Below are 23187 nucleotides of genomic sequence, written 5' to 3'. Positions count from 1 at the left end.
ACTGCGGAAACGTCTCCCACATTTCCGCAGCATGTCTGCAACGCTTATGCCCGGCTCAGGCCGCCTTTGCCATATGCAATCCGGCAAATACACTGCCAATTGCATCGAAATCCGCATCGTTCAGCGCAACCAGCGGTGCACGGACACGGCGCCATTCCTGATCGCCGGTATGCCGCGCCACCAGCGCCTTCACCGCAGGCGTCACCGGATAGTTGAGAAGCTTGCGCACAGCATCGACCAGTTCGGCATCGTCCTGCCCGTCATTGATCATGCGCAGCAGGCGGTCCGGGAACAGATTGGCCATGCCGGAAATCGCGCCCTGCCCGCCGAGACGAACACCGGCGGCGAGATCGCGCTCGTCGCCGATCAGGATTGCAATGTCCTTATGCGCAGCCAGAAGCTTCTCGGTATAAGCCCAGTTGCCCGATGAATCCTTCACGCCAGAGATAATCGCGCCGAAAGCAACGCGCAGGCGGCCGACCAGATCGACCGAAAGTTCAACCGCCGTCACCGAGGGGATGTTGTAAAGGATGATATCGCGCGCATCCGAACCGAGACCTTTCAGCACGGCGGAGAACCAGTTGAAAAGGCCATCGTCGGAAAGGTTCTTGAAATAGGACGGCGGCGCCAGAAGAATGGCCTTGCAGCCGCGACGCAGCGCATCGCCCGACTGAAGCACCGCATCGGCAATGGAGTTCTCCATCACGCCGACAACGATATTGGCTGCTGGAAATCCCTGCGCGATGAATGCGTCGAGAAGCGCTGCGCGCTCCGCATCGCCAATCGAAGATCCTTCGCCGGTGGTGCCGAACAGCGTGACGCTGGAACAGCCATGGTCGAGGCGCGCACGGGCGTGCTTGAGTGCACGGTTGACGTCGATCTTGCCATCCGCATCGAATGGCGTGGTGAGCGCTGCAGAAAGCCCGAAGCGCTTCTGCGCAGAATTGTTTTGCGGCCCAGAATCTGTTGGCAAAGCCGTCTCCTCCCAAGATTGAACTGTAAGTTGGCACATACTAACATGTTAGTAAATAGTCAATTCGCGTTCACTGTGCGTTTATGTAAATTTGAGGGAATGGAGATTTAAACCGGAAGCAGTCCGCTTTCCATAAATGCCTGCACTTCTGCCCGGCTCGGCGAACCGGAACGTCCGCCGAACCGTGCGCATTTGATGGCGGCGGCGGCATTGGCAAAGCGGATGATGTCATGCATCGCGCCGCCTTCGACCAACCCGAGCGCGAAAGCGCCATGAAAGACATCGCCCGCAGCGAGCGTGTCGACCGCCTTTACGGGAAACCCGGCGACATGCTGCACCGAATGCCCGGCCCGTTCAGTCCAGTAGCACCCCTGCGCGCCAGCGGTAACGGCTGTGAAAACATCATAGCGGCTGGCCAGTATCTCGACGCATTCGCTCAAATTCGCCGTTCCCGTCAGGCTGATGGCGGCGGGTTCTGACGCGACAATATGCGTTGCAAGCGGCAATAACCGTTCAAGAAGTTCGACCGGGGCCGTGTCTGCATCGAGAATCGCAGGTATACCGGCGCGACGCGCGGCCTTGAGGCCGGTTTCTGCGGCCCAAGCCCAACGGACATCGGCCATGACCGCTGCAAATGCACCTGTTTCGACAGGCGGCACGATTGACGCCGGACTACCCAGTTGCGGATCATAGAACGGCACGATGACACGTTCGCCGGACGGATCGACCAGAATCGACGAAAACGCGGTGCGCGCGCGCGGAAGCCTGCGTATATGAGTGCAGTCGATCCCTTCGGCCCGCAATTCAGCAATCACCCGCTCGCCGGTGGCGTCGTCGCCGGTCGATGCCCAAAGCGCCACATCGCCCCCGAGACGGGCGATGGCGGCTGCGGCACTCGATGCCATACCCGCTGCAATTTGCACCGCTTCGCTGGGCAGATATTTCCCGGCTTTTTCCGGCAATGCGTCAAGGCGGAGGATTGTGTCGAGCGTCAAGGCGCCCAGGCAGAGAATAGTGCGGCTCATAATATGCGATCCAGAACTTGCAAGAATCTGACAGCGTCCTCCCCGGATCGCGCCGCTCTCGCCATATCACGTTTTCGCCAGTTGCAAAGCGTCCGTCGCACCAAGCCAGAAGGCGCGCAGGCCGTTGTGCCAAACAGCAAAAGCCCTGCTATCCATTTGTTTCGACAAAGCTTCCGTCATAAAGCCATCATGCAAAATTGCTGAAATGGACCGGAATTTTTTTCTCGCTGAAAGTCCAGCCTTGAGAAAGAAAGGCCAAAGAATTTCAATAATATGCGATGCGGATTAATCTCGACAATGCATAAGATGCAAATTACGCTTTCGGCATGAATCAGTCGGTCCAGCGGCGTGCCGTATTCTTTATTGGCGGGTATGATCCGAAAACGCCAGACGCGTTTTTCAAGCGGCTGCGTAAGGAAATTGCGCGTTTCGACACGCTTTGGGGCTATCAGTCGGCGGTCTCTTCCGTGGATCAGGCACCCGATCACGAGATTGGGCTTGCAACCATCGAAACCCGTGCTGCGCACGAAGATTGGTCAACGACGACCGATTTCAATTTTCTCGCACTCGACAGCATCGTACTGGCGGATTTCGCCCGGCCCCTGCCCGTTCGGCTCGGCAAATATCTGCGCGCTTTTGGCGACTTCGTCTTTTCCGGCACGGCTTTCCAATTCTTTGCCAAAGCTTGGCGCTTTGGGCTTTATTTCCTCTATCCTTTCCTCGCAATTGTCCTGTTCGCGCTGTTGGGATATGCCGCCGTTCGTCTCACAGCGCATTGGCTTGGCGCACTTGGCTGGATCATCGGACTTGCCGTGTTCTCGGTCGCTTTGATGGTGCTGGGCAAACGCTGGTCCACCAATCATCTGATGGATCTCTGGTCCTTCTCGTTGAACTTCTTTCGCGGCAGGCGACCGGATGCCGAAGCGCTGATGCAGCGTTTTGCGGAAGGCATTGTCCAGCGCGTCAGAGCGGGCAAATATGACGAGGTCATCCTGATCGGTCACAGCACCGGCGGCATGCTGATGCTGGATGTCGCCGCCCGTTGTCTGGCCATAGACCAAGCCTTTTCAACGCGCGCGCCGAAGGTTACCATTTTGACGCTTGGTTCCACGGCGCTCAAGGCTGGCTACCATCCGGCAGCCAAGAGATTTCGTGAAGACGTGCAAAGACTTACCGATGATGGTAAGCTTGATTGGGTGGAAATCCAGTGCCTCACCGACGCTATCAACTTCTATAAAACCGACCCGGTGGCGGAAATGAAGCTCAAGCGTGCGGAGGGCAGAAGGTTTCCGTTCGTGCGTCAGGTGCGCGTCAAGGATATGCTGCTGGCCGAGACTTACAAGCGGGTGAAGCGCAATCTCTTTCGCGTGCATTATCAATATGTATTCGGCAATACGAAGCCCTATTGGTACGATTTCTTTCAGGTCTGCTGCGGCCCGATTTTCCTGGCAGACCGTGTGCGTGACCATATTGTGGGCGACTCGTCGCCAGAAAAGGATATTTCCGAATGACGCCCACCTTGGCAATGATCGTCTGGGCCATTGGGCTCGTTGCGTGGGTGGTCATCCGGGTGCCGCACCAGCGGCGCGCCCGCAAGATCAAAGTTACGACCAATGCCAAGACACTGCCCGACCGGGCGGCGCTGGCTGCCGCGACCGTCGGCCTGTCGCTGATCCCGGTTATCTATGTTGCAACGGGCTTTCCAGCCTTTGCTGATTATACCTTTCAGCCGTGGCTCGGCTGGATCGGCCTTGTCGTGGAACTCGCCTTTCTATGGCTGTTTCATGCAAGTCATCGCCAGCTCGGCAAGAACTGGTCGGTGTCGCTGGAAATCCGCAAGGAACACAAACTCGTGACGGATGGGCTCTATAAATATGTCCGCCATCCGATGTATTTATCGTTCTGGCTTTGGGCGATAGCGCAGTTTTGCCTGCTCCCCAACTGGTTCGCCGGTCTGGCGGGCATTGTTGGTGTCGGCATTCTCTATTTTTACCGCGTAGGCCATGAAGAAGCGATGATGCGCAACGCATTCGGCGCTTCATATGACGAATATGCCAGGCGCACCGGACGTATTATTCCGAGACCTTGGCCATAACCCCGGTATTTTTACATGACGAACAAATCAGGCAATTCGGCGAAAAATTTCATCAGCCGCCGCTTTCTGCTGCTTTCTGGCCTTGTGCTGGCCGCGATGCCGGTCGCAGCACACGCCAAATCGGCGAAACCTGCCGGACAGGTGCCCGCTACGAATGACAAGACGGGAAACGCCGCCCAGCCGGGACGCCCCGACGTCTATCTCCTGCGCGGTTTCGCCAATATCTTTTCCGCCGGCATCGATGAAATCGGTGCAGAATTGCAGGCCGCAGGTGTAGATGCGCATGTCGATGGCAACGCCGCCTGGCGGCTCGTCGCCAACCGGATTATTGCCGACCGGCAGAAATATGGCCCGCAGCCGGTCATTCTCGTCGGCCATTCATTGGGTGCCAATGCCATTATTTCCATCGCCGAAGTCCTTGAGAAAAAAGGCATTCGCGTGGATTACATGGCCTCGTTTGCCGCCACGGCACCCGATCCCTTGCCAGGAAATATCCGCCGCGTTGTGAATTTCTATTTCTCGCAGCACGGTTGGGGGCTTCCGCTGGTGCCCGGCCCCCGTTTCAAGGGGAAGCTGGACAACCGCGATTTCTCCGGCGTGAAGGAAGTCGGCCATTTCAACATCGAAAAACAACGCCCGCTGCAGGCGGAAGTCGTCCGCGATATTCTCCGTATTCTTCAATAACGGCCAGCAACAACACGCGTTTCTGCTAATAATGGCATCACTCATTATCACGAACTGAACAACTGCCGCTCTCAATCAATTTAATTGCCGGGCGGCACCGTTGTGTTAGCGTTCGGACAGCCGGTATTGCGGCGTATCCCTTCGTTGACAGGAGCGTTGAGTGAAGCGTTGGGTTGTTTGGGGTGTCCCGATCCTATTGGTTGCCGGTGCCGGTTTTGTCGGCTGGCAACATACCACGAAACAGAACGGCACCAGTGCTCCAAACGCAGTTCAGACAGACAGTCGAAAAGGTGGCAGCCGCTCGGCCAATGCCGAGCATGCCGTCAAGGTCGCGGTTGCGACCGCTGGATCGCTGCCGATCCAGCGCAGCACCATCGGCACGGTTGTTGCCGTCGCCTCCACGGCGGTCAACAGTCCCGAGCCCGGCAATGTGGCCATCCTCAATGTCAAGGACGGGGCCATCGTCAGAAAGGGCGACCTGATCGCTCAACTTGATGACCGCGCCATCCGCGCCACTGTCGTGAAAGATCAGGCCTCCGTCGCCAAATCGCAGGCCACGCTGAACAATGCGCAAATCCTGCTGAAGCGGATGCAAGACCTTGTCACCAAGGGCGTGAGCACTTCGCAGGCTGGCGACGACGCCATGGCCGCTCTCAAAGTGGCTGAAGCCCAGTTGCAAGTCGATCAGGCACAGCTGGCGGCTGATCAGGTGACCCTCGACAACACCCGGATTATAGCGCCTTTCGACGGCCAGCTTGGCGTCGTGCTTGTATCCGCTGGCGCCTATCTTTCCGCCGGTTCGCCGGTCGCGACCATCACGCAGATGAAGCCGATTTATGCGGATTTTACACTACCGGAAACGGATATCGCGCTGATCCGCGAAACGCTCGCCATCGGCACACTGAAAGCCACAGCTTCCGCAGTGTCGGCTGACGGCAGGGATATTTCGGAAAGCGGCCCGGTCAGCTTCCTCGACAACACAATCGATGCCGCCAGCGGCACCGTGCGCCTGCGCGCCACGCTGGACAATCCATCTGGCAATTTCTGGCCCGGACAGTCGCTGCGTGTACTGGTGGAAGCCGGACAGGCAGACAATCTGGTGCTTGTGCCCGGCGTTGCCGTGCAGCCGCAGGAAAGCGGTTCAATCAGCTATGTCGTGAAGACGGATAACAGCATCGAAGTGCGCCCGGTCACGGTTGCGCTTCGCGCCAATGGCATGGCCGGTCTCAGCGCTGGCCTACAACCCGGTGAAAAGGTCGTGACGGAAGGTCAGGCCTCGCTAGCCAATGGCAGCAAGGTCAAACTGACCAGCAACGATACTGAGACAAAAGTCTCGTCCAATTGAATGAAGGCGCCAGGGCGATGAACATTTCCGAAGTCTTCATTCGCCGCCCGGTTGCGACGATCCTCCTTGTCATCGGCGGATTGATCGGCGGCATTGCAGCTTATCTCCAGCTTCCAGTCGCCGCGCTGCCGGAAGCGGATTTTCCGACCGTCAACGTGTCGGCCCAACTGGCAGGCGCGTCGCCGGATACCATGGCATCGTCTGTCGCAACCCCGCTTATCAAGCAGTTCGAGACGATTGCGGGTATCGATACGATCAGCGCCACCTCTTCGCTTGGCAACACCTCGATCACGCTTCAGTTCAACCTGTCGCGCAATATCGACGCGGCGGCCGCCGACGTGCAGGCGGCGATTACCCGCGCCCAGCGTCAGTTGCCCGACAATCTGACCACGCCGCCAAGCTACCGCAAGGCCAATCCCGCCGATGCGCCGGTCATCATTCTGGCGCTCACCGGCGACGGCGCACGCCTGACGCAGATGGACGACATCGCGCAGAACATCATATCGCCAGCGCTTTCCACCATTTCAGGCGTTGCGCAAGCGCAGGTCTACGGCTCCAAAACCTATGCCGTGCGCGTCGAGGTCGATCCCGATAAGCTCGACAGTCGCAATCTGTCCCTGTCTGGCCTTGGCGATACCATCGCCGCCGCGAACAGCCAAACGCCAGTCGGCACATTGCAGAACGGGTCGCAGGCGCTCACCGTCAATGCCAAAACCCAGCGCACCAATGCCGATGAGTTCAAAAGCCTGATCATCTCCGGCAGCGGCAATCGCATCGTCCGCCTCTCGGATGTAGCCAATGTTCTCGACAGTGTGGAAAACGTCAATCAGGGCAGTTGGCTGGATGGCAAACAGTCGATTGCGCTTGCGGTACAACGCCAGCCGGGATCGAACACGGTTGCCGTTGTCGATGCGATCAAGGCCAAGCTGCCGGAGATCGAAGCCTCCCTGCCCGCGCAGATGCATATTTCTGTCGTCAACGACGTCTCCCGGTCGATCCGCGATGCGGTCGCCGATGTTCAAAAGACGCTTGGCATTACGATTGCGCTCGTCGTGCTGGTGATCTTTCTGTTTCTCGGCCAGTTCTGGGCGACGATGATCCCCGGCCTTGCCGTGCCGCTTTCGCTGGTTGCCACATTTGCCGCCATGTATGCGTTCGGCTTTTCCATCGACAATATCTCGTTGCTTGCCCTCACACTGGCGGTCGGCCTTGTGGTGGACGATGCCATCGTGATGCTCGAAAACATCGTGCGCTATACCGAACAGGGGATGCAGCCTTTTGAGGCTGCTATCAAGGGCAGTCAGGAAGTGACCGGCACGATCATTTCCATGTCGCTGTCGCTAGTGGCGGTGTTTCTGCCCATTCTCCTGATGGGCGGCATCGTTGGGCGTGTGCTGAATGAATTCGGCATGGTAGTGACACTCGCCATCCTCTCCTCGGCGCTCGTGTCGCTGACCGTGACGCCGATGCTCGCCGCACGCCTGCCGCACAAGGAAATCAAACCGGGCCGGATCGCTCGCCTGTTCGATCAGGTGACAGAAAGCTATGGGCGCGCTGTCGGCTGGTGCCTCAGGCATCGGGCGCAGGTGCTGCTGGTGTTCGGCCTCAGTTTCCTTGGCTCGATCTGGTCGTTCACGACGCTGCCGCGCAGCTTCTTCCCGCAGGAAGACATTGGCCTTCTCACCATTTCCACGCAAGCGCGGCAGGATATTTCCTATCAAGCGATGCGCAATCTCCAACAGCAGGCGGCGGCGATCGTTTCCGAAAACCCCGCCGTCCAGCACGTTACGGCGTCACTCGGCAGCGGCCCCGGTGGATCGACTTTCAATACCGGATCGCTGCTGGTGCAGCTGAAAGCGCGAGACACCCGCCCTCCGCTCGACCAGACCTTGAGCGCGTTGCGCAAATCGCTCGCCGCCCTTCCCGGTATCACCGCCTATATAACGCCGGTGCAGAATCTGCGTTTCGGCGGACGCAGCACGCAGAGCCAGTATCAGATTGTGCTGCAATCGCTCGATGCCGACGAAGCCCGGTCTTGGTCGGTGAAACTGGCCGATGCCATGAAGGCCGAACCGCAAACCTTTGTCGATGTGGCGTCCGACCTGCAAAACAACGCCCTGCAAGCCAGTATAGAAATCGATCACGACAAGGCGGGAAGTCTTGGCATCAGCTCGCAAGCGATCCGCAGCACGCTGGAAGCCGCCTATGGAACGCTGACAGTTTCGCAAATCCAGACCACCGGCAACAGCTATGATGTCATTCTGGAACTCGATCAGAACCGCCAGTGGGACGAAACGCAACTCGGCGCGCTGCGTGTGCCCTCATCGTCGGGCGCTCTGGTTCCGCTGGCCAGCTTTGCCACAATCAAGCGGACCAACGGGCCGGTGACCGTCAACCAGTCGGGACAGCTCGCATCGGTCACGCTGTCCTTCAACCTGCCCGCAGGTGTTTCGCTTGGCACCGCAACCGACCGCGTGACGGCACTGCGCAGTGAAATCGGCATGCCGGCCTCGGTATCGGCGCGGCCTTCGGGCGCGGCGCAGATTTTTGCCCAATCGACCGGCAATATGGGTCTGCTGATCCTCGCCGCCGTTGCTACGATCTATATCGTACTCGGCGTTCTCTACGAGAGTTTCGCGCATCCGCTGACCATTCTGTCCGGCCTGCCATCCGCCGCGTTCGGTGCGCTGATCACGCTTCAATTGTCCGGTTTCGACCTGTCGATCATTGCGCTAATCGGGCTTTTGATGCTGATCGGTATCGTCAAGAAGAACGCGATCATGATGGTCGATGTCGCGCTCTACCTGAAGCGTGATGAAAACCATGCGCCGGAAGAAGCAATCCATCAGGCAGCTATTCGTCGCTTCCGTCCCATCATGATGACGACATTCTGTGCGCTTCTCGCGGCTGTTCCCGTTGCGCTTGGCGGCGGTCAAGGGTCTGAGCTGCGCCAGCCGCTTGGTGTGGCGGTGGTGGGCGGCCTTCTGCTCAGTCAGGTGCTGACACTGTTCATCACACCGGTGATTTTTGTGGAAATTGACCGTCTGGCAAGTGCACGCTGGTTCCGCAGACGAAAAGCAGCACCGCATGAGGCATGACCGCCTAGACAAAAAGCCTCCCGCGCGGACAGCACGGGAGGCTTCGTTTTGATCGGCAGTCGCCTCAATTCGCCAGAACTGAAATATCCTGCGAGGATTTGATTTCGTCGGCGGATGCACAAAACTCTGGCTTGCTGTCATCGCTGCCTTCGGCGAGAAACAGGCCAAAACGCGCGCCGAAGGCCACAAGAACAGCTGCTTCGCGCAGATCGGCCTGCTCGTCGCTCAGCTTTTTGTCCGTATCTTTGATGACGTCTTCGATTTTCCTGCGGAATGCTTCATGATCGAGCTCATGCCCATCGCAAAGTCTCACAATGGCTGCCTGATAGGCGAGATTGTTCAGGCTGGCAAATTGCTTCGTTGACAGAAATTCGCCTTCGCCCTTGGCCAGAGCGTCCCAAGCGGCATGGAGCCGATTATTGGCAGCGTCTTCAGCCATAGCCACTTTTGGAAAGGCTGCCAGCAATGCCGCACCCAGTAAAAAATGATGAAATTTCATAATATGTCCTAATTGCCGAACTGCGAATGGGTCGTGAGGCCCGCATAATGTCCGTTCGCCAGGTAACAGGCCCGCTGCGCCGGATAACAGGTGATGCCGTTGCTCAGGCGATAAGGCGGCGGCGCATAATAAGGTTGTGGCGGCGGAGCATAAACATCGTGAGGACGGTTGTTGCCATTGTCGGCAATGGCGGCGGCAATCGCCAGTCCGAGAATCCCTGCGGCAACGGCAGCACCAGCATGATCGTGATGATGAAAACCATGGTCATGACCGAAAGGCGGAAAATCATGGTCATGATGGCCCCAATGGTCATGATCCCAGTCATGCCCGAACGCGACCTGCACGGGTGACGCCAGTGCAAGCACCACCATGCTGGCAAGCAGCTGCGTTCTTCGCTTCACGATCATAATCGATCCTTTCTGATAAAGCGGTTTGTTCCAGTGAAAGGTTTTCGTTGTGTCGAGCGCGCCCTGCTCAAGCGACGCCAAGCGTCTATATCCGTGAGGGATAGCGACGTCTGGTGGGGATAATTCCGCCAAAACCTTCGCATATGCGACTTTTTCCGTCGTAAACAGAATGATGGCTTGGCAACCCTGAATTGCGCCCGCTGTATAATTTCACCGCCTCCGCCAGATTTTTCTTTCAATATAAGAGTTGTTTAATCCAACGATTTAATTGATCTGGAATACCCGTTTCAACGAGACAGCTTTACTTCGAACATCGGGCGGGCGGTTATCGCGTTAGACCCTGATTTAATTCCGCAATTCGATACTTCACCAAGATCTAACAATAAAGAATTCGACTTAATAGAAATAGCTGAGGGAATCGCACTGACAATACATGTATGTCCCTAATATGCGGTATTTTTGTCCCATCTTGCGTTTTGAGGGACAAATTTGATAGAATAGGTCCGGGCTTGGGAGTAGTAGGAAACAGTTGGATGCTTAAAAAGTGCGTAAGCTTATGCGCATGCAAAGTTGCCAGCTGATAATTGTCGCAGTTGGGGGCACATGAAGAGCGGCCATTACATATCAGCGGATATGGTTGACGAGAAAATCCGCAATGATTTCTGGCGGGACACGTCGTCCATCATCTATGAGGTTTCGCCAACGCTCGAAAAAGGCGACAAAGTCATGAGCGGCTCCGTCCGCTCGCGTCTGTTCGGCGACATGGTGGTCGGCAATACCACATTCAGCAGCCAGTTCTGTGATCGAACGCCGAAAATCATCGCGAGAACGGATCTCGACCTTTATCTGCTGCAACTCGTTCTGGCTGGCGACTACCGTGGCGACTTCAACGGCAAGAATGTCGATGTGAAGCCGGGTGACATATTCATTCTCGATCTGACGCAGGTGTTGACCAGCAAGAAAGAAGCTGGCGCGCGCGTGACGCTGGCCATTCCGCGCAAGGAACTCAACAAGGCCTTTCCGGGCAAGAACCTGCACGGTCTGGTGCTGCCTTCCAACATTGCAACCAACAAGATCCTGTTCAATTTCATTCTGACACTCGACCGGATCATCGATACGATCGACCAGAATGATTATCCTGAAATTCAGGAATCCCTGATGGTTCTGCTGAAAGCGGCGATAAACAGGCAGGCTTTCACATTGGAAGAATATCTTGCCGTCAGCCAGCCGCTGCGTCAGCGCGTGCTCGACCATATCGACGCGAACCTGGCTGATCCGAACCTTTCGCCAAAGAGCATTATGCAACAGTTCAAGCTGTCGCACTCTCATCTCTATCGCGCGTTTGAACCTGACAACGGTGTCACAAAGCTGATCCGCAACAAGCGGCTCGACCTTGCTTATCGACGCCTCATCAATGATGGCGGACGACGGCTGAGCATGAAGGAAGTCGCCTATGCCTGCGGCTTTTCAGACCGCGCGCAATTTACCAAATTCTTCAAGGAGCGGTTCGGTATAGCGCCGCAGGATTTGAAAGGTTTTCCAAAATCACCGGATCACAATCCGGCTACGTCGTTCACATTGCATACCTTTGTTTCCGAGCGGATTCGGCAGCAGGGTTCGGAAGAATAAACCGGATAGAGAGCGGACCGGCGCTTATGCACCGGTCAGTAGCTTCCATGCGATTGCCCACATTACAAAAGCAATCAAGCCCTCCAGCACACGCCAGGCGGACGGCTTGGCGAAAACCGGGCGTAGCCAGCGCGCACCAAATCCCAGCGAAAAGAAAAATACGAACGAAGCCGTGATCGCGCCCATAGCGAATGCGCTTTCGAGGCCCGGAAACTGGGTAGAGATCGTGCCCAGCAAGACAACCGTGTCCAGATAGACATGCGGATTGAGCCAGGTCAGAGCGAGGCAGGTGGCAATGGTTTTCCCCAAGCCCGTTGCCTGACCGTTGCCGGTCGAAAGCGCCGTTGACGATGTGATTGCCGAATAAAGGCTTCGCGCTCCATACCAAATCAGAAAAGCGGCACCGCCATAGCGCATGACCGGATCGATTGACGGCAGCGCCGCCGCGATCTTCTGGAAGCTGGTGATCCCAAGCGTGATCAGCACCGCATCCGAAACGGCGCAGACAAGACTGACCGCGAAGACATGCTCGTCGCGCAGCCCCTGCCGCAGAACAAAGGCGTTCTGCGCGCCGATGGCTACAATCAGGCTGAGGCCCATGGTCAGGCCCGTCAGATAAACGGAGAAATTCATTTCGGCTCGCTACGGAGTATGGCGCCAGATGCCACGCAAATTGGAATGGTTGATAGCGCTTGGATACAGACCTCGTCTGGATTAGTATAGTTAAAGATACTAACTATAATTAAGATAAACTAATGATCGATTATTCCGCACTTCGTGCCGTCGCGATGGTCGTGCAAACCGGCAGTTTCGAGAAAGCGGCCCGCGCCTTGAACGTGACGCCGTCTGCCATATCGCAACGGGTGAAACATCTGGAGGAGCGGCTTGGCACGGTGCTTATTTCGCGCGGGACGCCTTGCACCGCGACCGAAAAAGGCGACTGGCTTTGTCGCCACATCGAACAGGTGGGTATGCTGGAACGCGAGTTGCTGGAAGAACTGCCCGCCCTTGCCGGGCCGGACGACCTGAAGCAGCGCGTCACGCTGAACATCGCCACCAATGCCGACAGTCTGGGAACATGGTTTTTGAAAGCAATTTCCGCTTTTACCAAAGGTTCCGAGCATCTTCTTAACATCGCCGTGGATGATCAGGATCACACAGCCGAATGGCTTCAGCATGGGCGTGTTCTGGCGGCTGTGACCTCTCACGCGAAACTGGTGCAAGGCTGCCGTATCGTTCCGCTCGGCACGCTGCGGTATCACGCAACCGCATCGCCGGATTTCATGGAACGGTATTTCAAAAATGGCGTGACGCCTGACGCGCTTGCTGTTGCGCCAGCCTTGACCTTCAACCAGAAAGATCGGCTTCAGGAGCGCTGGATCAAGGAAAATCTCAAGGCGGATGTCAATTGCCCGACGCACTGGTTGCCATCCACGCAAGGATTTGTCGAAGCGAGCCTTGACGGTATGGGCTGGGGTGTAAACCCAAACGTGCTGGTGAAGGACCACCTTGCATCCGGCCAGCTGGTCGAACTTGTAGCCGACACACCGCTCGATGTACCGCTCTATTGGCAGGTCAATCGGCTTGCGGCTGATCGACTCTCCGATTTGACGCAGCAGGTTGTCGCAACAGCGCGGCGCGAACTGCTGCAGAACGCCGCCTGATCCGTTACCAGCCTCCGCACACTTCGATCACCATCAGTTTTATTGAACGTGAGCGGAGATTGAGCGAATGCTGTTTTATGAAAATTCTGGCTCTCATAGCGGCTGCGGTCGTGCTTTTGTTTCTCGGCTGCTATTTGCAGACGCATTTTGCCGTGCCGTAAAAGACGCATGAGCCAGCGAAAAAGGCAGGATCAATGATCCTGCCCCGTTTGCGCTACGCCTGCGGCCTCCTCGCAGACCCTGACATGTTCTGCCAGAGCGTCGAGAGGGAGAAAGGCGCTTACCGTACAAATATCGCGCTTCTGAAACTTTGGCAGTTCCTGAAGCTCCTTCAGACGGATAAGAAGTGTGCCGCGGTTCATGGAAATATCCCTCCATTATGGCCCCCGCACGTTGTATTATGGCCTTCCCAGACACAAAACGTTCAAATGTTGCTGCGGGAAATGCTTTGAAAATCAGGCTGCCCGCACCTTTTTCTTCAAGGGAAGCTCGATATCGACTTCCAGTGTCGACATCTGATCTCCCCGATCCATCTTCACGCTGACCTTGTCGCGATCGATCTGGATATGTTTGGCGATCACCGCCAGAATTTCTTCCCTCAGCACCGCCACAAGATCGGAATGTCCCTCGGACGCTCGCTCATGCGCCAGCAGAACTTGCAGACGTTCGCGCGCCAAGGGCGCCGATGCCTGCTTGGTGAAGAAACGAAATAGGCTCATGCCGCTCTCCTTCCGAAAATTTTGCCCAGAAGGCTGCGCTTTTCGGATGGAACAGTCATCGGCACTTCTTCGCCCGCCAGACGGCGTGCTGCATCCAGATAGGCCAGAGCCGGCGCACTGCGCTGGTCGGCAAGCGTCACTGGAGAGCCGATATTGGATGCGCGCAGCACATCCTGGCTTTCAGGGATGATGCCCAGAAGCGGGATAGACAGGATTTCAAGTACGTCTTCGACTTTCAGCATGTCGCCGCGTTCGGCGCGGATCGGGTCGTAGCGGGTCAGCAAAAGATGCTTTTCCACCCGCTCGCCGCGCTCGGCCTTGAGAGTCTTGGCGTCGAGAAGGCCGATAATACGGTCGGAATCGCGCACCGACGACACTTCCGGATTGGTCACCACAACGGCCATGTCGGCATGGCGCATGGCAAGCGTCGCGCCGCGCTCGATCCCGGCCGGGCTGTCGCAGATGATCCAGTCGAATTCCTTCTTGAGGTCTTCGATCACACGATCAACGCCCTCGGTGGTGAGGTTGTCCTTGTCGCGGGTCTGGGAGGCGGGCAGCAGATAAAGCGTGTCGAGACGCTTGTCGCGGATAAGCGCCTGCGGCAGCTTCGCATCGCCCTGAATCACATTTACCAGATCGAACACCACGCGGCGTTCGGCACCCATCACCAGATCGAGATTGCGCAAGCCGACATCGAAGTCGATAACGACAGTCTTTTCACCGCGCTGCGCAAGAGCGGCGCCGATGGCTGCGGTGGATGTCGTTTTGCCAACGCCACCCTTGCCGGAAGTTACAACAATTACTTTTGCCATATTGGTCTCCTGTAGCTCCCGCACGCCTTATGAGAGTATTGCCCGCCCAACCGGACATGATTTCTTTTCAATAAATTCGATCAACCGAGCGTTTCGGCCATCATGTAATCGCCATCGAGCCAGAGCTGCACCGCCTGACCGCGCAACCGGGCTTCCATGTCTTCAGCCGTCTTGTAGAGGCCGTCGATTGCAACCAATTCCGCTTCCATCTTGCGGCAGAAAATGCGCGCGTTGGAATTGCCTGCGGTCCCGGCCATCGCACGACCGCGCAGCGCGCCATAAACATGGATCGAACCGCCCGCCACCACTTCCGCACCAGAAGCCACCGAACCGACAACGGTAACGTCGCCATCCGGGAAATAGATGGACTGGCCGGAGCGCACAGGCTCCGTTACCACCATCGAAGGGACGGCCTTCACCAGTTGCACATTGGCGGGTGCTGCGGCTGTGACTGGCTTTGCCGGTGCCGCAGGCTCGCTCACCTCGGGATTGAAATCCGCGGCCACCTGCCCGCCACGCAGCGCTGGCGGCATGCCAGGACCGAGAAGCGAAGGACGCGCATTTTCAAAACCCGTGATCCAGACACCGCGACCTGCAAGATCTTCCAGTAGCTGAACCAGCTGCATCCGTTCGATAACCAGATTCTCAAGATCAAGCACGACCGGGCGGTTCAGAAAGAACCCCGCCGAACGCGCGGCAAGATCGTCCAGCCTGTCGAGCCAGCCATCCAGCGGCAGTTCAGGCGAGAGCACCAGCGCAAGAAAGGAGCGCCCTTTCAAACGGATCGGACGGGATTGTGTTAGCACTTGATTCATCTTGGTTAAAAAACGGTTTACTCGGTCTATATGCGGAATGGTTAACAGATGGTTAATTTTTGGCTGGCGTCCTGACATGCACACCCTCCGACAAAGCAAAGGCGCGCTAGCATGAAGCCGGACCCACTGCTGCATGCATTCCAAGACGTGGCCAAGCTGCGGTGCACCTCGCGCACCAATCGACTCAACTGGCTTAAACGTACCCGAAGAATAGGGCATCAGCCGGGCTTTTCGGCGTCTTCCACAGAAGAAAGCGCATCAGATTTACGATTAAATCCCAATCAAATGTGACGCTGCGTTACGTCTTAAAACGTGACTGCGATTTTTATACGAACCGAAGGGTAATGCGCGTTGCAACTCAAAATGCGCGGACCGAAGCCAGCATATTCGATTGTTACGATTCTTGGGAAAAACTGATGGTTCCTGGATAAGGAACCGCCTCGCGTTTGGGCGGGGGGCTTAGGGGCGCGAGGCGGGCGAGCTCTCAGGAGTGCACGCAGTGAAAAAATGGCGACTAAAGACCGATTCTAAAACCAACAAAGGGTTCCAGTCTGAAAGATTACGTGATCAAAACGGATAATTATCCCACTTAATTGGGAGGACGATCTGGTTAAACATCCGAGATCATAAGGCTTTTTTTGAAACTCTTATTGAGTCAGAGTTTTTATAGTCCTGTCTAAATTTCCACCGCACAAGCCTATCGCATCAGTGAAATTTGAAGACTGATTCCTTAAATCCGTCGGCGCGAACCTAATCACACCTGTTCCAAAATGGAAATAGCAATCTCGGAGAATTGCGGGGTACAACTGCGAAGCACACTCAAATGACAGCTTGCTGTGGTTCCACTCCGCCTCACGGCAAGTAGGTAGTCAATAAAATATATCAAATATTAGCCAAAGTTTTGTTCGGCTGGCTGCCACACAGTTTGGGCGAGTACGACCCGAGATTAGTCGAGACCAAACCGCTCATTAGCAGGAGACCCGGTAACTACTCAATCAGCTTCATGGATTTCAGTATTTTCTGAAATTTATAGAGTTTTGTCGGGGGCTTGCTTTTAGAAACTCCCACATTATTGTGTGCTCCACTTGGAGGAGGGAGTGACCGCCCCAGCGCGCTAGACCGCTGCGGGGCGGTTTCTTTTTTAGCCCTTTAAAAAATGCATAGCTGCCCTGCAGCATGTCCTCTTGTAAACCTCTGACCGCGCACCTATTTTCACGTTGTTCGGTTTCACTCCTCCTCCCAGAAACCGGACACGAAGCGCGATACTCCTCCTCCCAATCGCGCTTTACCAATCAGCCCGTTGCGCACTCCTCCTCCCAGCGCGACGGGCTTTTTTGTATCTCCAGACAAAGCTAAAACAGTCGCAGCTTGCGCATATGAAACGCTTCGGCATAGGTTTCCGGCGCGCGACATTCCATGCCGCGCAGCCGCGCCAGTCCGCGAAATGTTTCCGGGTCGAACCAGTCCTTCGAACGCTGCGTGCCGAAATGCTTCATCAACAGCTCGACCTTGTGTTCCATGATCGCCGCCGAAAGGGTTGAATAGGCATTGGGCTGGCCGAGGTCGCCATCCCATTTCGGGATTTCATATTCGAGGATCAGCTGGTCGCGGAAGAGGTTCCAGGTCAGTTCGTTGACTGTGCGGTGATCCTGATGCGCGTCGCCGTGACGGTGGGTGAACACAATATCCGGCGTCTGGCGGCTGCGCTGTTCGATCAGCCACCCCTTGATCTCGCGAATCTGCGCCGGAAAATAACTGTCCTCAAACGCCGCAAGCCTGATGCCGGGATTTTCCGTACCGCGCAGAAAATCGCGCGCTGAAGCCTCCGCCTCGGCGCGACGATCTTCACTGCCCGACAACACACACCATTCTATGTGCATCGGCGTTCCCGCTTCGATCAGACTGAGGAGCGTTCCCCCGCAGCCGATTTCGATATCGTCCGAATGCGCGCCCAGACATAAGAGCTGAAGCGGCCTGCCCGGATTGGCGAGAGAACGCAGGTCGATCATAGCGCTATGGCGATGTTGGCTGCGCGCTGCTCCGCCTTGTGTTTCTTCCAGGGCATATCGCCCTTCTCGACCATGTCTTCCAGCGTCTGCCAGTCGCGCAGCGTGTCCATCGACCGCCAGAAGCCTTCATATTTATAGGCCATCAGCTGATTGTCGGCGATAAGACGGCTGAACGGTTCCAACACCAGCTCTTCGCCCTCCCGCATGTAATCGAAGATTTCCTTGCGGAAGAGGAAATAGCCGCCATTGATCCAGATATCGGAGGTGTTTGAGGTCCGGAAAGCGCGCACGTCTCCGCCTTCGGCGATATCCGCCAGATGATAGGTCAGCGGCGGACGCACGGCGAGAAAGCAGGCAATCTTGCCGCTCGCCTCGAAACGCCGCGTCATGTCGTCGAGATCGACATCGCTCAGACCATCGCTGTAATTGGCGAGGAACATGTCCTCCTTCTCGACATGGGCGCGCGCGCTCCACAGGCGCTCGCCGATATTGCGCCAGATGCCGGTGTCGAGCAGGGTCACGCTCCAGTCGCGATCCACCTCCTCCAGCAATTCGACATTGCGCCCGCCATTGGAGACCACGCAATCCGCAAAAGTCTGCGGGCGGATCGTCAGGAAGAAATCCTTCACGACATTGGCCTTGTAACCCAGGCAAAGGACAAAATCGTTGTGACCGTAATCGCTGTAATATTCCATGACATGATGCAGGATCGGCTGGTGGCCAAGCGGTATCATTGGCTTGGGCACATTTTCCGAATATTCGCGGATTCTGGTTCCAAGACCGCCGCAAAACAGAACGACTTTCATGATTAACGCTCCTCTGCAATCAGAGCTGGATCGATCAATCGGACATGGGGGATGGGGATAATGAATTTCGCGCCCCATTCGACCACGTGCTGCATCTGCCGGATGATCTCATCCTTGAAGTTCCAAGGCAGGATGAGGATGTAGTCCGGCTTGTATTTGTCTATCGCCGATACGTCATAAATCGGGATATGCATGCCGGGCGTATAGCGCCCGTGCTTGTAGGGATTGCGGTCCACGGTGAAATCCAGAAAATCCGTGCCGATGCCGCAATAGTTCAGAAGCGTGTTGCCCTTGCCCGGCGCGCCATAACCGCTGATGCGCTTGCCCGAATTCTTGGCTGCAATCAGGAAGGACAGGAGATCACGCTTGGCGTGACGGGTCTTTTCCGCAAACTGTTCATAGGTCGCGATATCGGTGAGGCCGAAGCTCTCTTCCTTCTTGAGAAGGGCCGCTACCCGGGGCGACGCCTTGCGCTTGCTGCCGGTGCGCGCCAGATAGACCCGCAGCGATCCGCCATGGGTCGGCACTTCCTCGACATCGATGATCTTGAGGTGGTGCCTGTGCGCCATGAAGCGAATGGTCAGCAGCGAGAAATACGAGAAATGCTCGTGATAGATCGTGTCGAACTGGTTGAACTCAATCAGATTGGCAAGATGCGGAAATTCCAGCGTGATGACACCTTCGGGTTTCAGCAGAAGCTGCATACCGCGCACGAAATCATTCAGATCGGGCACCTGCGCCAGAACATTGTTGCCGATAATGAGATCGGCGCTTTGATTAGCACCGAGCATTTCCAGCGCCAGTTTCGCACCGAAGAAATCAACCCGGGTTGACACGCCCTTGGCGATTGCGGCTTCCGCCACATTGGCCGCAGGTTCTATGCCCAGAGCCGGAATGCCCTTTGGCAGGAAATGCTGCAGCAGATAGCCGTCATTGCTGGCGACTTCCACCACGAAACTGTTCTCGTCCAGTTCCAGCCGTTCGGTGATCGCGTCGCAATAGGCTCTGGCGTGATCCACCCAGCTTGTCGCAAAGGACGAGAAATAGGCATATTCCGTGAAAATCTCGGCGGGCGAAAAATACTCCTTCAGTTGCACGAGATAGCAATGATCGCAGACCAGCGCGTAGAGCGGGTAATAAGGCTCCATGCGGTCCAGCTGATCGGCGGCAACGAAACTTTCGCAGGGCGGCGACATGCCCAGATCCACAAATGTGTGTTTAAGCCGCTTACCGCACAGGCGACAGCCGGTCCGCTCTTGCGTCATGCTTTTGCTCCGCGAAATATCCGGTGTCTGGATGGTCATACACACCCCCTCGGCTCTGGCCCTCACAATGGCCGCCACTACTCTGGTCCCCAAACTACTAAGCGGTCTAAAGATTGCCGAGACTGCCATCTGGAGCGCGGCGCACATACCATTGGGCGCAGCCATCACCGAACGAATACTGCCAATCCTCACCCGGCTTGCGTCATAGGGCGGGCAAGGGTGTAGGCCGCTCGCCCATCCGGGGGAAAGCCCTACGTCGGAAGGTGAAGATCGTCCCTCGAAGAAGGCTCTACCGGGCGCTGACCACGCTGTCAGAATGTCGGCAGGCGGAAACGGGGCGTTCCATATGCGGTTTACTTCTCTGAACATTGATGGCGCATGGTCTATCGAGCCGGAACGGATGGAGGACGAGCGTGGCTGGTTTGCGCGGGTTTATTCCGAAACAGCTTTTGCCGAACGGCAGATGGAAACGCACTATCCGCAACACAGCCTTTCCTTCTCGCGTGAGAAAGGCACGCTGCGCGGCTTGCACTACCAGCATGACCCGCATTCGGAGACGAAACTCGTCACCTGCCTGCAAGGCACGGTCTGGGATGTGCTGGTCGATATACGGCCCAAATCGCCCACCTATATGCGCTGGGTTGGTCTGGAGCTTTCGGCGGAAAATGGCATGCAGCTTTATATACCGGAAGGCTGCGCCCATGGATTTCAGGCGCTTACCGATAATGTCCTCATTCGCTACATGATCTCACATCCCTACACGCCGGATCATGCAACGGGCCTGCGCTATGATGATCCGGCGCTCGGCATACCATGGCCGAACCAGCCCAGCGTGATTTCGGACAAGGACCGCTCCTGGCCTTTACTTTAGGCCCATTACTTCAACTCGATCAGCAATCCGGCATCGCGCAATCTCTCCGCAGCCCCGGCGAGCGTTGCGAAAGGCAATTTCGACCGCTCGGCCATGTCGAGAAGTGACGCGCCGCCGTCGGCCAGATTAAGAACCCAGAGCATGGCCATCGCTTCCTGCGCGGCACGGCTGTCACCGCCGGTCTTGCCGTACAGCCCACGGCGACCCAGTTGCGGCTCGCCCTTGGGCGAGGTGTTGAGCGGAATCCAGTTTCGCTCCGCTATATCAATGGCCTGCATGATGAGATTGAAGGATTGCTCAAGACATTCCGGCTTGATGAAATCCAGATTATCCGCAGAGGTATGATATTCCGGGAAAGTGCCATAAAGGCTGCGCTGGAACATGCCGACCGGCAGGTTGAATCCCGGCGAGCAGAACTGCCTTTCATCATATCCATAGGGCCAGAAATCATGCATCGTCGCCCCGGCCAGACCGGACTGTGCGAGCACCTGCCCCATGATCCGGTCGATCGCCGTGTTGCCGCGACGGCTGCGCTTGTAATTCGGCCCGCCATCATCGCCAACGCAGGACAGAACAAGGCCGTGGCTGACGCGGTCCAGATGCGGCTCGTTCTGGCGCAGCCAGGCAAGCGCGCCGAATGTCGCCGGGCCGAACAGGAAGCGATAAGTCAGCCGCGTGGAGCGCGCTTTAAGCGCCGTCCCCAGAAGCGTCAGCAATGCCAGACCTGAGCAATTGTCATTGGCAAGCGATGGGTGACAAAGATGCGCGGAGATCAGAAACGTCTCGTCCGTTGTTCCGCGATGCGTGAACTCCCCGAAGACGAGCGCACCATCGCGCCGCTCGGCATCGATAACCACGTCATAGTCTCCCTCGGCCATTGCCAGAAAGTCGCTATGCGCCATGCAGAAACCCCAGTCCTCCGCATGATAACAGGTACGGTAGGGAATGAGGTCCGGCTGATCGGGCAGCGTGTGAATGTGGCCTCTCAAGGCTTCGAGCGAAAGCCTTGTTCGTACAGGAATACTGAAGTTCACCACATGCAGATTGTGCCGCGCAAAATCGACAATCCGCTGGCCGTTTCTGTTCGCAATATAGGCTTCGCGGATCACCCATTCCTGCGGCGCTTTCCAGTCGAAAAGCGGGGTGCCGGTCGGCACCTCGTGAATCTCCAGCGGCAAATGCCTGCCAATAATGGCGAGCGTGTCCCGCACGCCCTCACCCGTCAGACTGCGGCAGATAGGATAAAGCTGCGCGGCCAGATCATAGATCGCCTGCCCGTCTGGAGACCGGTGCATGTCCGTGATTGCTGGCCGCGCATCCATCATGCGATCGCTCTGAGCGGCGGCTGCATAAGCTCCACGCGCCGCAGATCGCTGTCGAGAACACCTTCCTCCAGAAGCTTGCGAATATGGGCGATGCGCTGGAACCGAGGCCCTTCGAATTCTTCAAGCGTCAGGGTCGAGCGGCTATAGGCTGCCAGAAGCTCTTCCGCACCCGCCGCCGCATCCCATTGCGGCTTTGCGTTGGGCAGAACCCGCGCCAGCTTCTCGAAGCTGACACGGTAGGACCGTGTATCCGGGCCGGCATCTTCGGCAAATTCGATCCGGCAATCGGGCACCGTCTCGGCGACAATGCCCGCAATGTCACGAATACGGTAATTGTGTTCGGTGGAGCCGACATTGAAGGCTTCATTGAAGACCTTTTCGCGCGGCGCTTCCATGGCCGCCATGAAGGCTCGGGAAATATCGCGAATATGCACGATAGGCCGCCATGGCGTGCCATCTGATTTCAGATAGATCAGCCCCTTGGTCACGGCCCAGGCGACAAGATTGTTCAACACGATATCGAAGCGCAGGAAAGGCGACACGCCATAGGCCGTTGCGGGTCGCAGATAAACCGGGCAGAAATTCGCATCGGCCAGCTCACGGATTTCCTGCTCGGCGCGCACTTTCGAGCGGCCATAGGCCGTCACCGGCTTCAACTCGCCGGTTTCGTCGATCAGATCGGCATCGCTGATGCCATAATTGCTGCATGACGAGGCAAAGAGAAAACGCCCCACGCCCGCACGCTTGGCGGCTTTCGCCATTGCCACGCTGGCGCGGTGGTTGATGTCATAAGTCAGTTCTTCATTGAGGTTGCCCAGCGGATCGTTCGACAGCGCGGCCAGATGAATGACTGCATCGAAACCTTCCAGATCACGCGGCGACACATCGCGAACGTCCTTGCGCAGCGTTGGTACAGGAACAACCGCACCACCTTCTTCGAACAGGCAATGTTCGTAAAGACCGATATCGTAGCCCGACACCTCATGGCCCGCATGAACGAGGATCGGCACCATGACCGATCCGATGTAACCCTGACTTCCGGTAACCAGCACTTTCATAGTCGTTTCCTCTGCATCCCCAATAATCCAAGTTAATCACGCAGCAGTGGGGGTAGCGATTTGACCGAAGGCATATCCGGTTAAAGAC

22 protein-coding genes are annotated in these 23187 nt (G+C 56.8%); 8 read left to right on the top strand and 14 right to left on the bottom strand.

What is annotated here, in order from left to right:
• Positions 1-55: 55 nt before the first annotated feature.
• Both FIC94_RS01145 and FIC94_RS01140 read right to left on the bottom strand, forming a co-directional pair.
• Entirely contained in the window at positions 56-1012 is a 957-nt protein-coding gene (locus FIC94_RS01145; protein ID WP_140023632.1) for a dihydrodipicolinate synthase family protein, read from the bottom strand.
• 68 nt (positions 1013-1080) lie between these two features.
• A complete protein-coding gene (locus tag FIC94_RS01140; protein ID WP_140023631.1) occupies positions 1081-1998 on the bottom strand; it encodes a PfkB family carbohydrate kinase in 918 nt (305 codons plus the stop codon).
• Positions 1999-2324: 326 nt separating this feature from the next.
• Between FIC94_RS01140 and FIC94_RS01135 the strand changes: the two genes are divergently transcribed.
• From FIC94_RS01135 to FIC94_RS01115, 5 genes are all read left to right on the top strand, one after another.
• Entirely contained in the window at positions 2325-3509 is a 1185-nt protein-coding gene (locus tag FIC94_RS01135) for a lipase (protein ID WP_140023630.1), read from the top strand.
• A complete protein-coding gene (locus tag FIC94_RS01130; RefSeq protein ID WP_140023629.1) occupies positions 3506-4093 on the top strand; it encodes a protein-S-isoprenylcysteine O-methyltransferase in 588 nt (195 codons plus the stop codon). Before FIC94_RS01135 ends, FIC94_RS01130 begins: the two co-directional genes overlap by 4 nt.
• Positions 4094-4144: 51 nt before the next feature.
• A complete protein-coding gene (locus FIC94_RS01125; protein WP_140024011.1) occupies positions 4145-4777 on the top strand; it encodes a lipase in 633 nt (210 codons plus the stop codon).
• A gap of 358 nt (positions 4778-5135) precedes the next feature.
• Positions 5136-6122, top strand: a complete 987-nt coding sequence (locus tag FIC94_RS01120) for an efflux RND transporter periplasmic adaptor subunit (protein ID WP_235891948.1) — start codon at positions 5136-5138, stop codon at positions 6120-6122.
• Between the two features lie 17 nt (positions 6123-6139).
• Positions 6140-9220, top strand: coding sequence for an efflux RND transporter permease subunit (locus tag FIC94_RS01115; protein ID WP_140023627.1), 3081 nt, complete (start codon positions 6140-6142; stop codon positions 9218-9220).
• Between the two features lie 64 nt (positions 9221-9284).
• On the opposite strand, the gene FIC94_RS01110 is transcribed toward FIC94_RS01115, so the two are convergent.
• Both FIC94_RS01110 and FIC94_RS01105 read right to left on the bottom strand, forming a co-directional pair.
• Positions 9285-9719 (bottom strand): hypothetical protein, encoded by a 435-nt coding sequence (locus FIC94_RS01110; protein ID WP_140023626.1) that lies wholly within the window; start codon positions 9717-9719, stop codon positions 9285-9287.
• Positions 9720-9727: 8 nt separating this feature from the next.
• Positions 9728-10207 carry a hypothetical protein gene (locus FIC94_RS01105; RefSeq protein WP_109367675.1) on the bottom strand — a complete coding sequence of 160 codons (480 nt, stop codon included), beginning with the start codon at positions 10205-10207 and terminating at the stop codon, positions 9728-9730.
• A gap of 522 nt (positions 10208-10729) precedes the next feature.
• Between FIC94_RS01105 and FIC94_RS01100 the strand changes: the two genes are divergently transcribed.
• Complete coding sequence (locus tag FIC94_RS01100) at positions 10730-11755, top strand: helix-turn-helix domain-containing protein (RefSeq protein WP_140023625.1); 1026 nt, start codon at positions 10730-10732, stop codon at positions 11753-11755.
• A 24-nt stretch (positions 11756-11779) separates the two neighbouring features.
• Here the strand turns inward: FIC94_RS01100 and FIC94_RS01095 are convergent, their stop codons facing one another.
• Positions 11780-12388, bottom strand: a complete 609-nt coding sequence (locus FIC94_RS01095) for a LysE/ArgO family amino acid transporter (protein ID WP_140023624.1) — start codon at positions 12386-12388, stop codon at positions 11780-11782.
• Between the two features lie 122 nt (positions 12389-12510).
• On the opposite strand from FIC94_RS01095, the gene FIC94_RS01090 reads away from it, so the two are divergent.
• Positions 12511-13419 (top strand): LysR family transcriptional regulator ArgP, encoded by a 909-nt coding sequence (locus tag FIC94_RS01090; RefSeq protein WP_140023623.1) that lies wholly within the window; start codon positions 12511-12513, stop codon positions 13417-13419.
• A 191-nt stretch (positions 13420-13610) separates the two neighbouring features.
• On the opposite strand, the gene FIC94_RS22340 is transcribed toward FIC94_RS01090, so the two are convergent.
• The 7 genes from FIC94_RS22340 to FIC94_RS01055 form a co-directional block, all read right to left on the bottom strand.
• Positions 13611-13781, bottom strand: coding sequence for a hypothetical protein (locus tag FIC94_RS22340; protein ID WP_167836099.1), 171 nt, complete (start codon positions 13779-13781; stop codon positions 13611-13613).
• 93 nt (positions 13782-13874) lie between these two features.
• On the bottom strand, positions 13875-14138 hold the full coding sequence (gene minE / locus FIC94_RS01085; protein WP_109367679.1) for a cell division topological specificity factor MinE: 264 nt from the start codon (positions 14136-14138) through the stop codon (positions 13875-13877).
• Positions 14135-14950 (bottom strand): septum site-determining protein MinD, encoded by an 816-nt coding sequence (gene minD, locus FIC94_RS01080; protein WP_109367680.1) that lies wholly within the window; start codon positions 14948-14950, stop codon positions 14135-14137. The genes minE and minD overlap by 4 nt, the downstream gene beginning before the upstream one ends.
• 80 nt (positions 14951-15030) lie before the next feature.
• Complete coding sequence (minC, locus tag FIC94_RS01075) at positions 15031-15765, bottom strand: septum site-determining protein MinC (protein WP_140023622.1); 735 nt, start codon at positions 15763-15765, stop codon at positions 15031-15033.
• Positions 15766-17117: 1352 nt separating this feature from the next.
• Complete coding sequence (locus FIC94_RS01065; protein ID WP_140023621.1) at positions 17118-17774, bottom strand: PIG-L deacetylase family protein; 657 nt, start codon at positions 17772-17774, stop codon at positions 17118-17120.
• Positions 17771-18580 (bottom strand): sugar phosphate nucleotidyltransferase, encoded by an 810-nt coding sequence (locus tag FIC94_RS01060; RefSeq protein WP_121538746.1) that lies wholly within the window; start codon positions 18578-18580, stop codon positions 17771-17773. The genes FIC94_RS01065 and FIC94_RS01060 overlap by 4 nt, the downstream gene beginning before the upstream one ends.
• A 2-nt stretch (positions 18581-18582) precedes the next feature.
• The gene (locus FIC94_RS01055; protein WP_140023620.1) at positions 18583-19884 is read right to left on the bottom strand and encodes a class I SAM-dependent methyltransferase; all 1302 of its coding nucleotides are present in this window, start codon (positions 19882-19884) and stop codon (positions 18583-18585) included.
• A gap of 307 nt (positions 19885-20191) precedes the next feature.
• Between FIC94_RS01055 and rfbC the strand changes: the two genes are divergently transcribed.
• Positions 20192-20716 carry a dTDP-4-dehydrorhamnose 3,5-epimerase gene (gene rfbC, locus FIC94_RS01050; protein WP_140023619.1) on the top strand — a complete coding sequence of 175 codons (525 nt, stop codon included), beginning with the start codon at positions 20192-20194 and terminating at the stop codon, positions 20714-20716.
• Between the two features lie 5 nt (positions 20717-20721).
• Here rfbC and FIC94_RS01045 read toward each other — a convergent pair whose 3' ends face one another.
• Together FIC94_RS01045 and FIC94_RS01040 are read right to left on the bottom strand one after the other, a co-directional pair.
• On the bottom strand, positions 20722-22041 hold the full coding sequence (locus FIC94_RS01045) for a DUF4910 domain-containing protein (protein WP_140023618.1): 1320 nt from the start codon (positions 22039-22041) through the stop codon (positions 20722-20724).
• Complete coding sequence (locus tag FIC94_RS01040; protein WP_140023617.1) at positions 22038-23099, bottom strand: NAD-dependent epimerase/dehydratase family protein; 1062 nt, start codon at positions 23097-23099, stop codon at positions 22038-22040. The genes FIC94_RS01045 and FIC94_RS01040 overlap by 4 nt, the downstream gene beginning before the upstream one ends.
• Positions 23100-23187: the final 88 nt, after the last annotated feature.

The organism is Ochrobactrum teleogrylli, from assembly GCF_006376685.1.
In the GTDB taxonomy this organism is placed as follows: domain Bacteria; phylum Pseudomonadota; class Alphaproteobacteria; order Rhizobiales; family Rhizobiaceae; genus Brucella; species Brucella teleogrylli.
The sequence above is the reverse complement of the archived record's forward strand: the minus strand, read 5'-3'. Positions and strand labels throughout refer to the sequence as shown.

Bases quoted from the DNA above. Each gene is read 5' to 3' on its own strand.
- FIC94_RS01145 (WP_140023632.1), bottom strand. From the start codon at position 1,012: ATGTGCCAACTTACAGTTCAATCTTGGGAGGAGACGGCTTTGCCAACA.
- FIC94_RS01140 (WP_140023631.1), bottom strand. From the start codon at position 1,998: ATGAGCCGCACTATTCTCTGCCTGGGCGCCTTGACGCTCGACACAATC.
- FIC94_RS01135 (WP_140023630.1), top strand. From the start codon at position 2,325: ATGAATCAGTCGGTCCAGCGGCGTGCCGTATTCTTTATTGGCGGGTAT.
- FIC94_RS01130 (WP_140023629.1), top strand. From the start codon at position 3,506: ATGACGCCCACCTTGGCAATGATCGTCTGGGCCATTGGGCTCGTTGCG.
- FIC94_RS01115 (WP_140023627.1), top strand. From the start codon at position 6,140: ATGAACATTTCCGAAGTCTTCATTCGCCGCCCGGTTGCGACGATCCTC.
- FIC94_RS01110 (WP_140023626.1), bottom strand. From the start codon at position 9,719: ATGAAATTTCATCATTTTTTACTGGGTGCGGCATTGCTGGCAGCCTTT.
- FIC94_RS01100 (WP_140023625.1), top strand. From the start codon at position 10,730: ATGAAGAGCGGCCATTACATATCAGCGGATATGGTTGACGAGAAAATC.
- FIC94_RS01095 (WP_140023624.1), bottom strand. From the start codon at position 12,388: ATGAATTTCTCCGTTTATCTGACGGGCCTGACCATGGGCCTCAGCCTG.
- FIC94_RS01090 (WP_140023623.1), top strand. From the start codon at position 12,511: ATGATCGATTATTCCGCACTTCGTGCCGTCGCGATGGTCGTGCAAACC.
- FIC94_RS22340 (WP_167836099.1), bottom strand. From the start codon at position 13,781: ATGAACCGCGGCACACTTCTTATCCGTCTGAAGGAGCTTCAGGAACTG.
- minE (WP_109367679.1), bottom strand. From the start codon at position 14,138: ATGAGCCTATTTCGTTTCTTCACCAAGCAGGCATCGGCGCCCTTGGCG.
- minD (WP_109367680.1), bottom strand. From the start codon at position 14,950: ATGGCAAAAGTAATTGTTGTAACTTCCGGCAAGGGTGGCGTTGGCAAA.
- minC (WP_140023622.1), bottom strand. From the start codon at position 15,765: ATGAATCAAGTGCTAACACAATCCCGTCCGATCCGTTTGAAAGGGCGC.
- FIC94_RS01065 (WP_140023621.1), bottom strand. From the start codon at position 17,774: ATGATCGACCTGCGTTCTCTCGCCAATCCGGGCAGGCCGCTTCAGCTC.
- FIC94_RS01060 (WP_121538746.1), bottom strand. From the start codon at position 18,580: ATGAAAGTCGTTCTGTTTTGCGGCGGTCTTGGAACCAGAATCCGCGAA.
- FIC94_RS01055 (WP_140023620.1), bottom strand. From the start codon at position 19,884: ATGACCATCCAGACACCGGATATTTCGCGGAGCAAAAGCATGACGCAA.
- rfbC (WP_140023619.1), top strand. From the start codon at position 20,192: ATGCGGTTTACTTCTCTGAACATTGATGGCGCATGGTCTATCGAGCCG.
- FIC94_RS01045 (WP_140023618.1), bottom strand. From the start codon at position 22,041: ATGATGGATGCGCGGCCAGCAATCACGGACATGCACCGGTCTCCAGAC.
- FIC94_RS01040 (WP_140023617.1), bottom strand. From the start codon at position 23,099: ATGAAAGTGCTGGTTACCGGAAGTCAGGGTTACATCGGATCGGTCATG.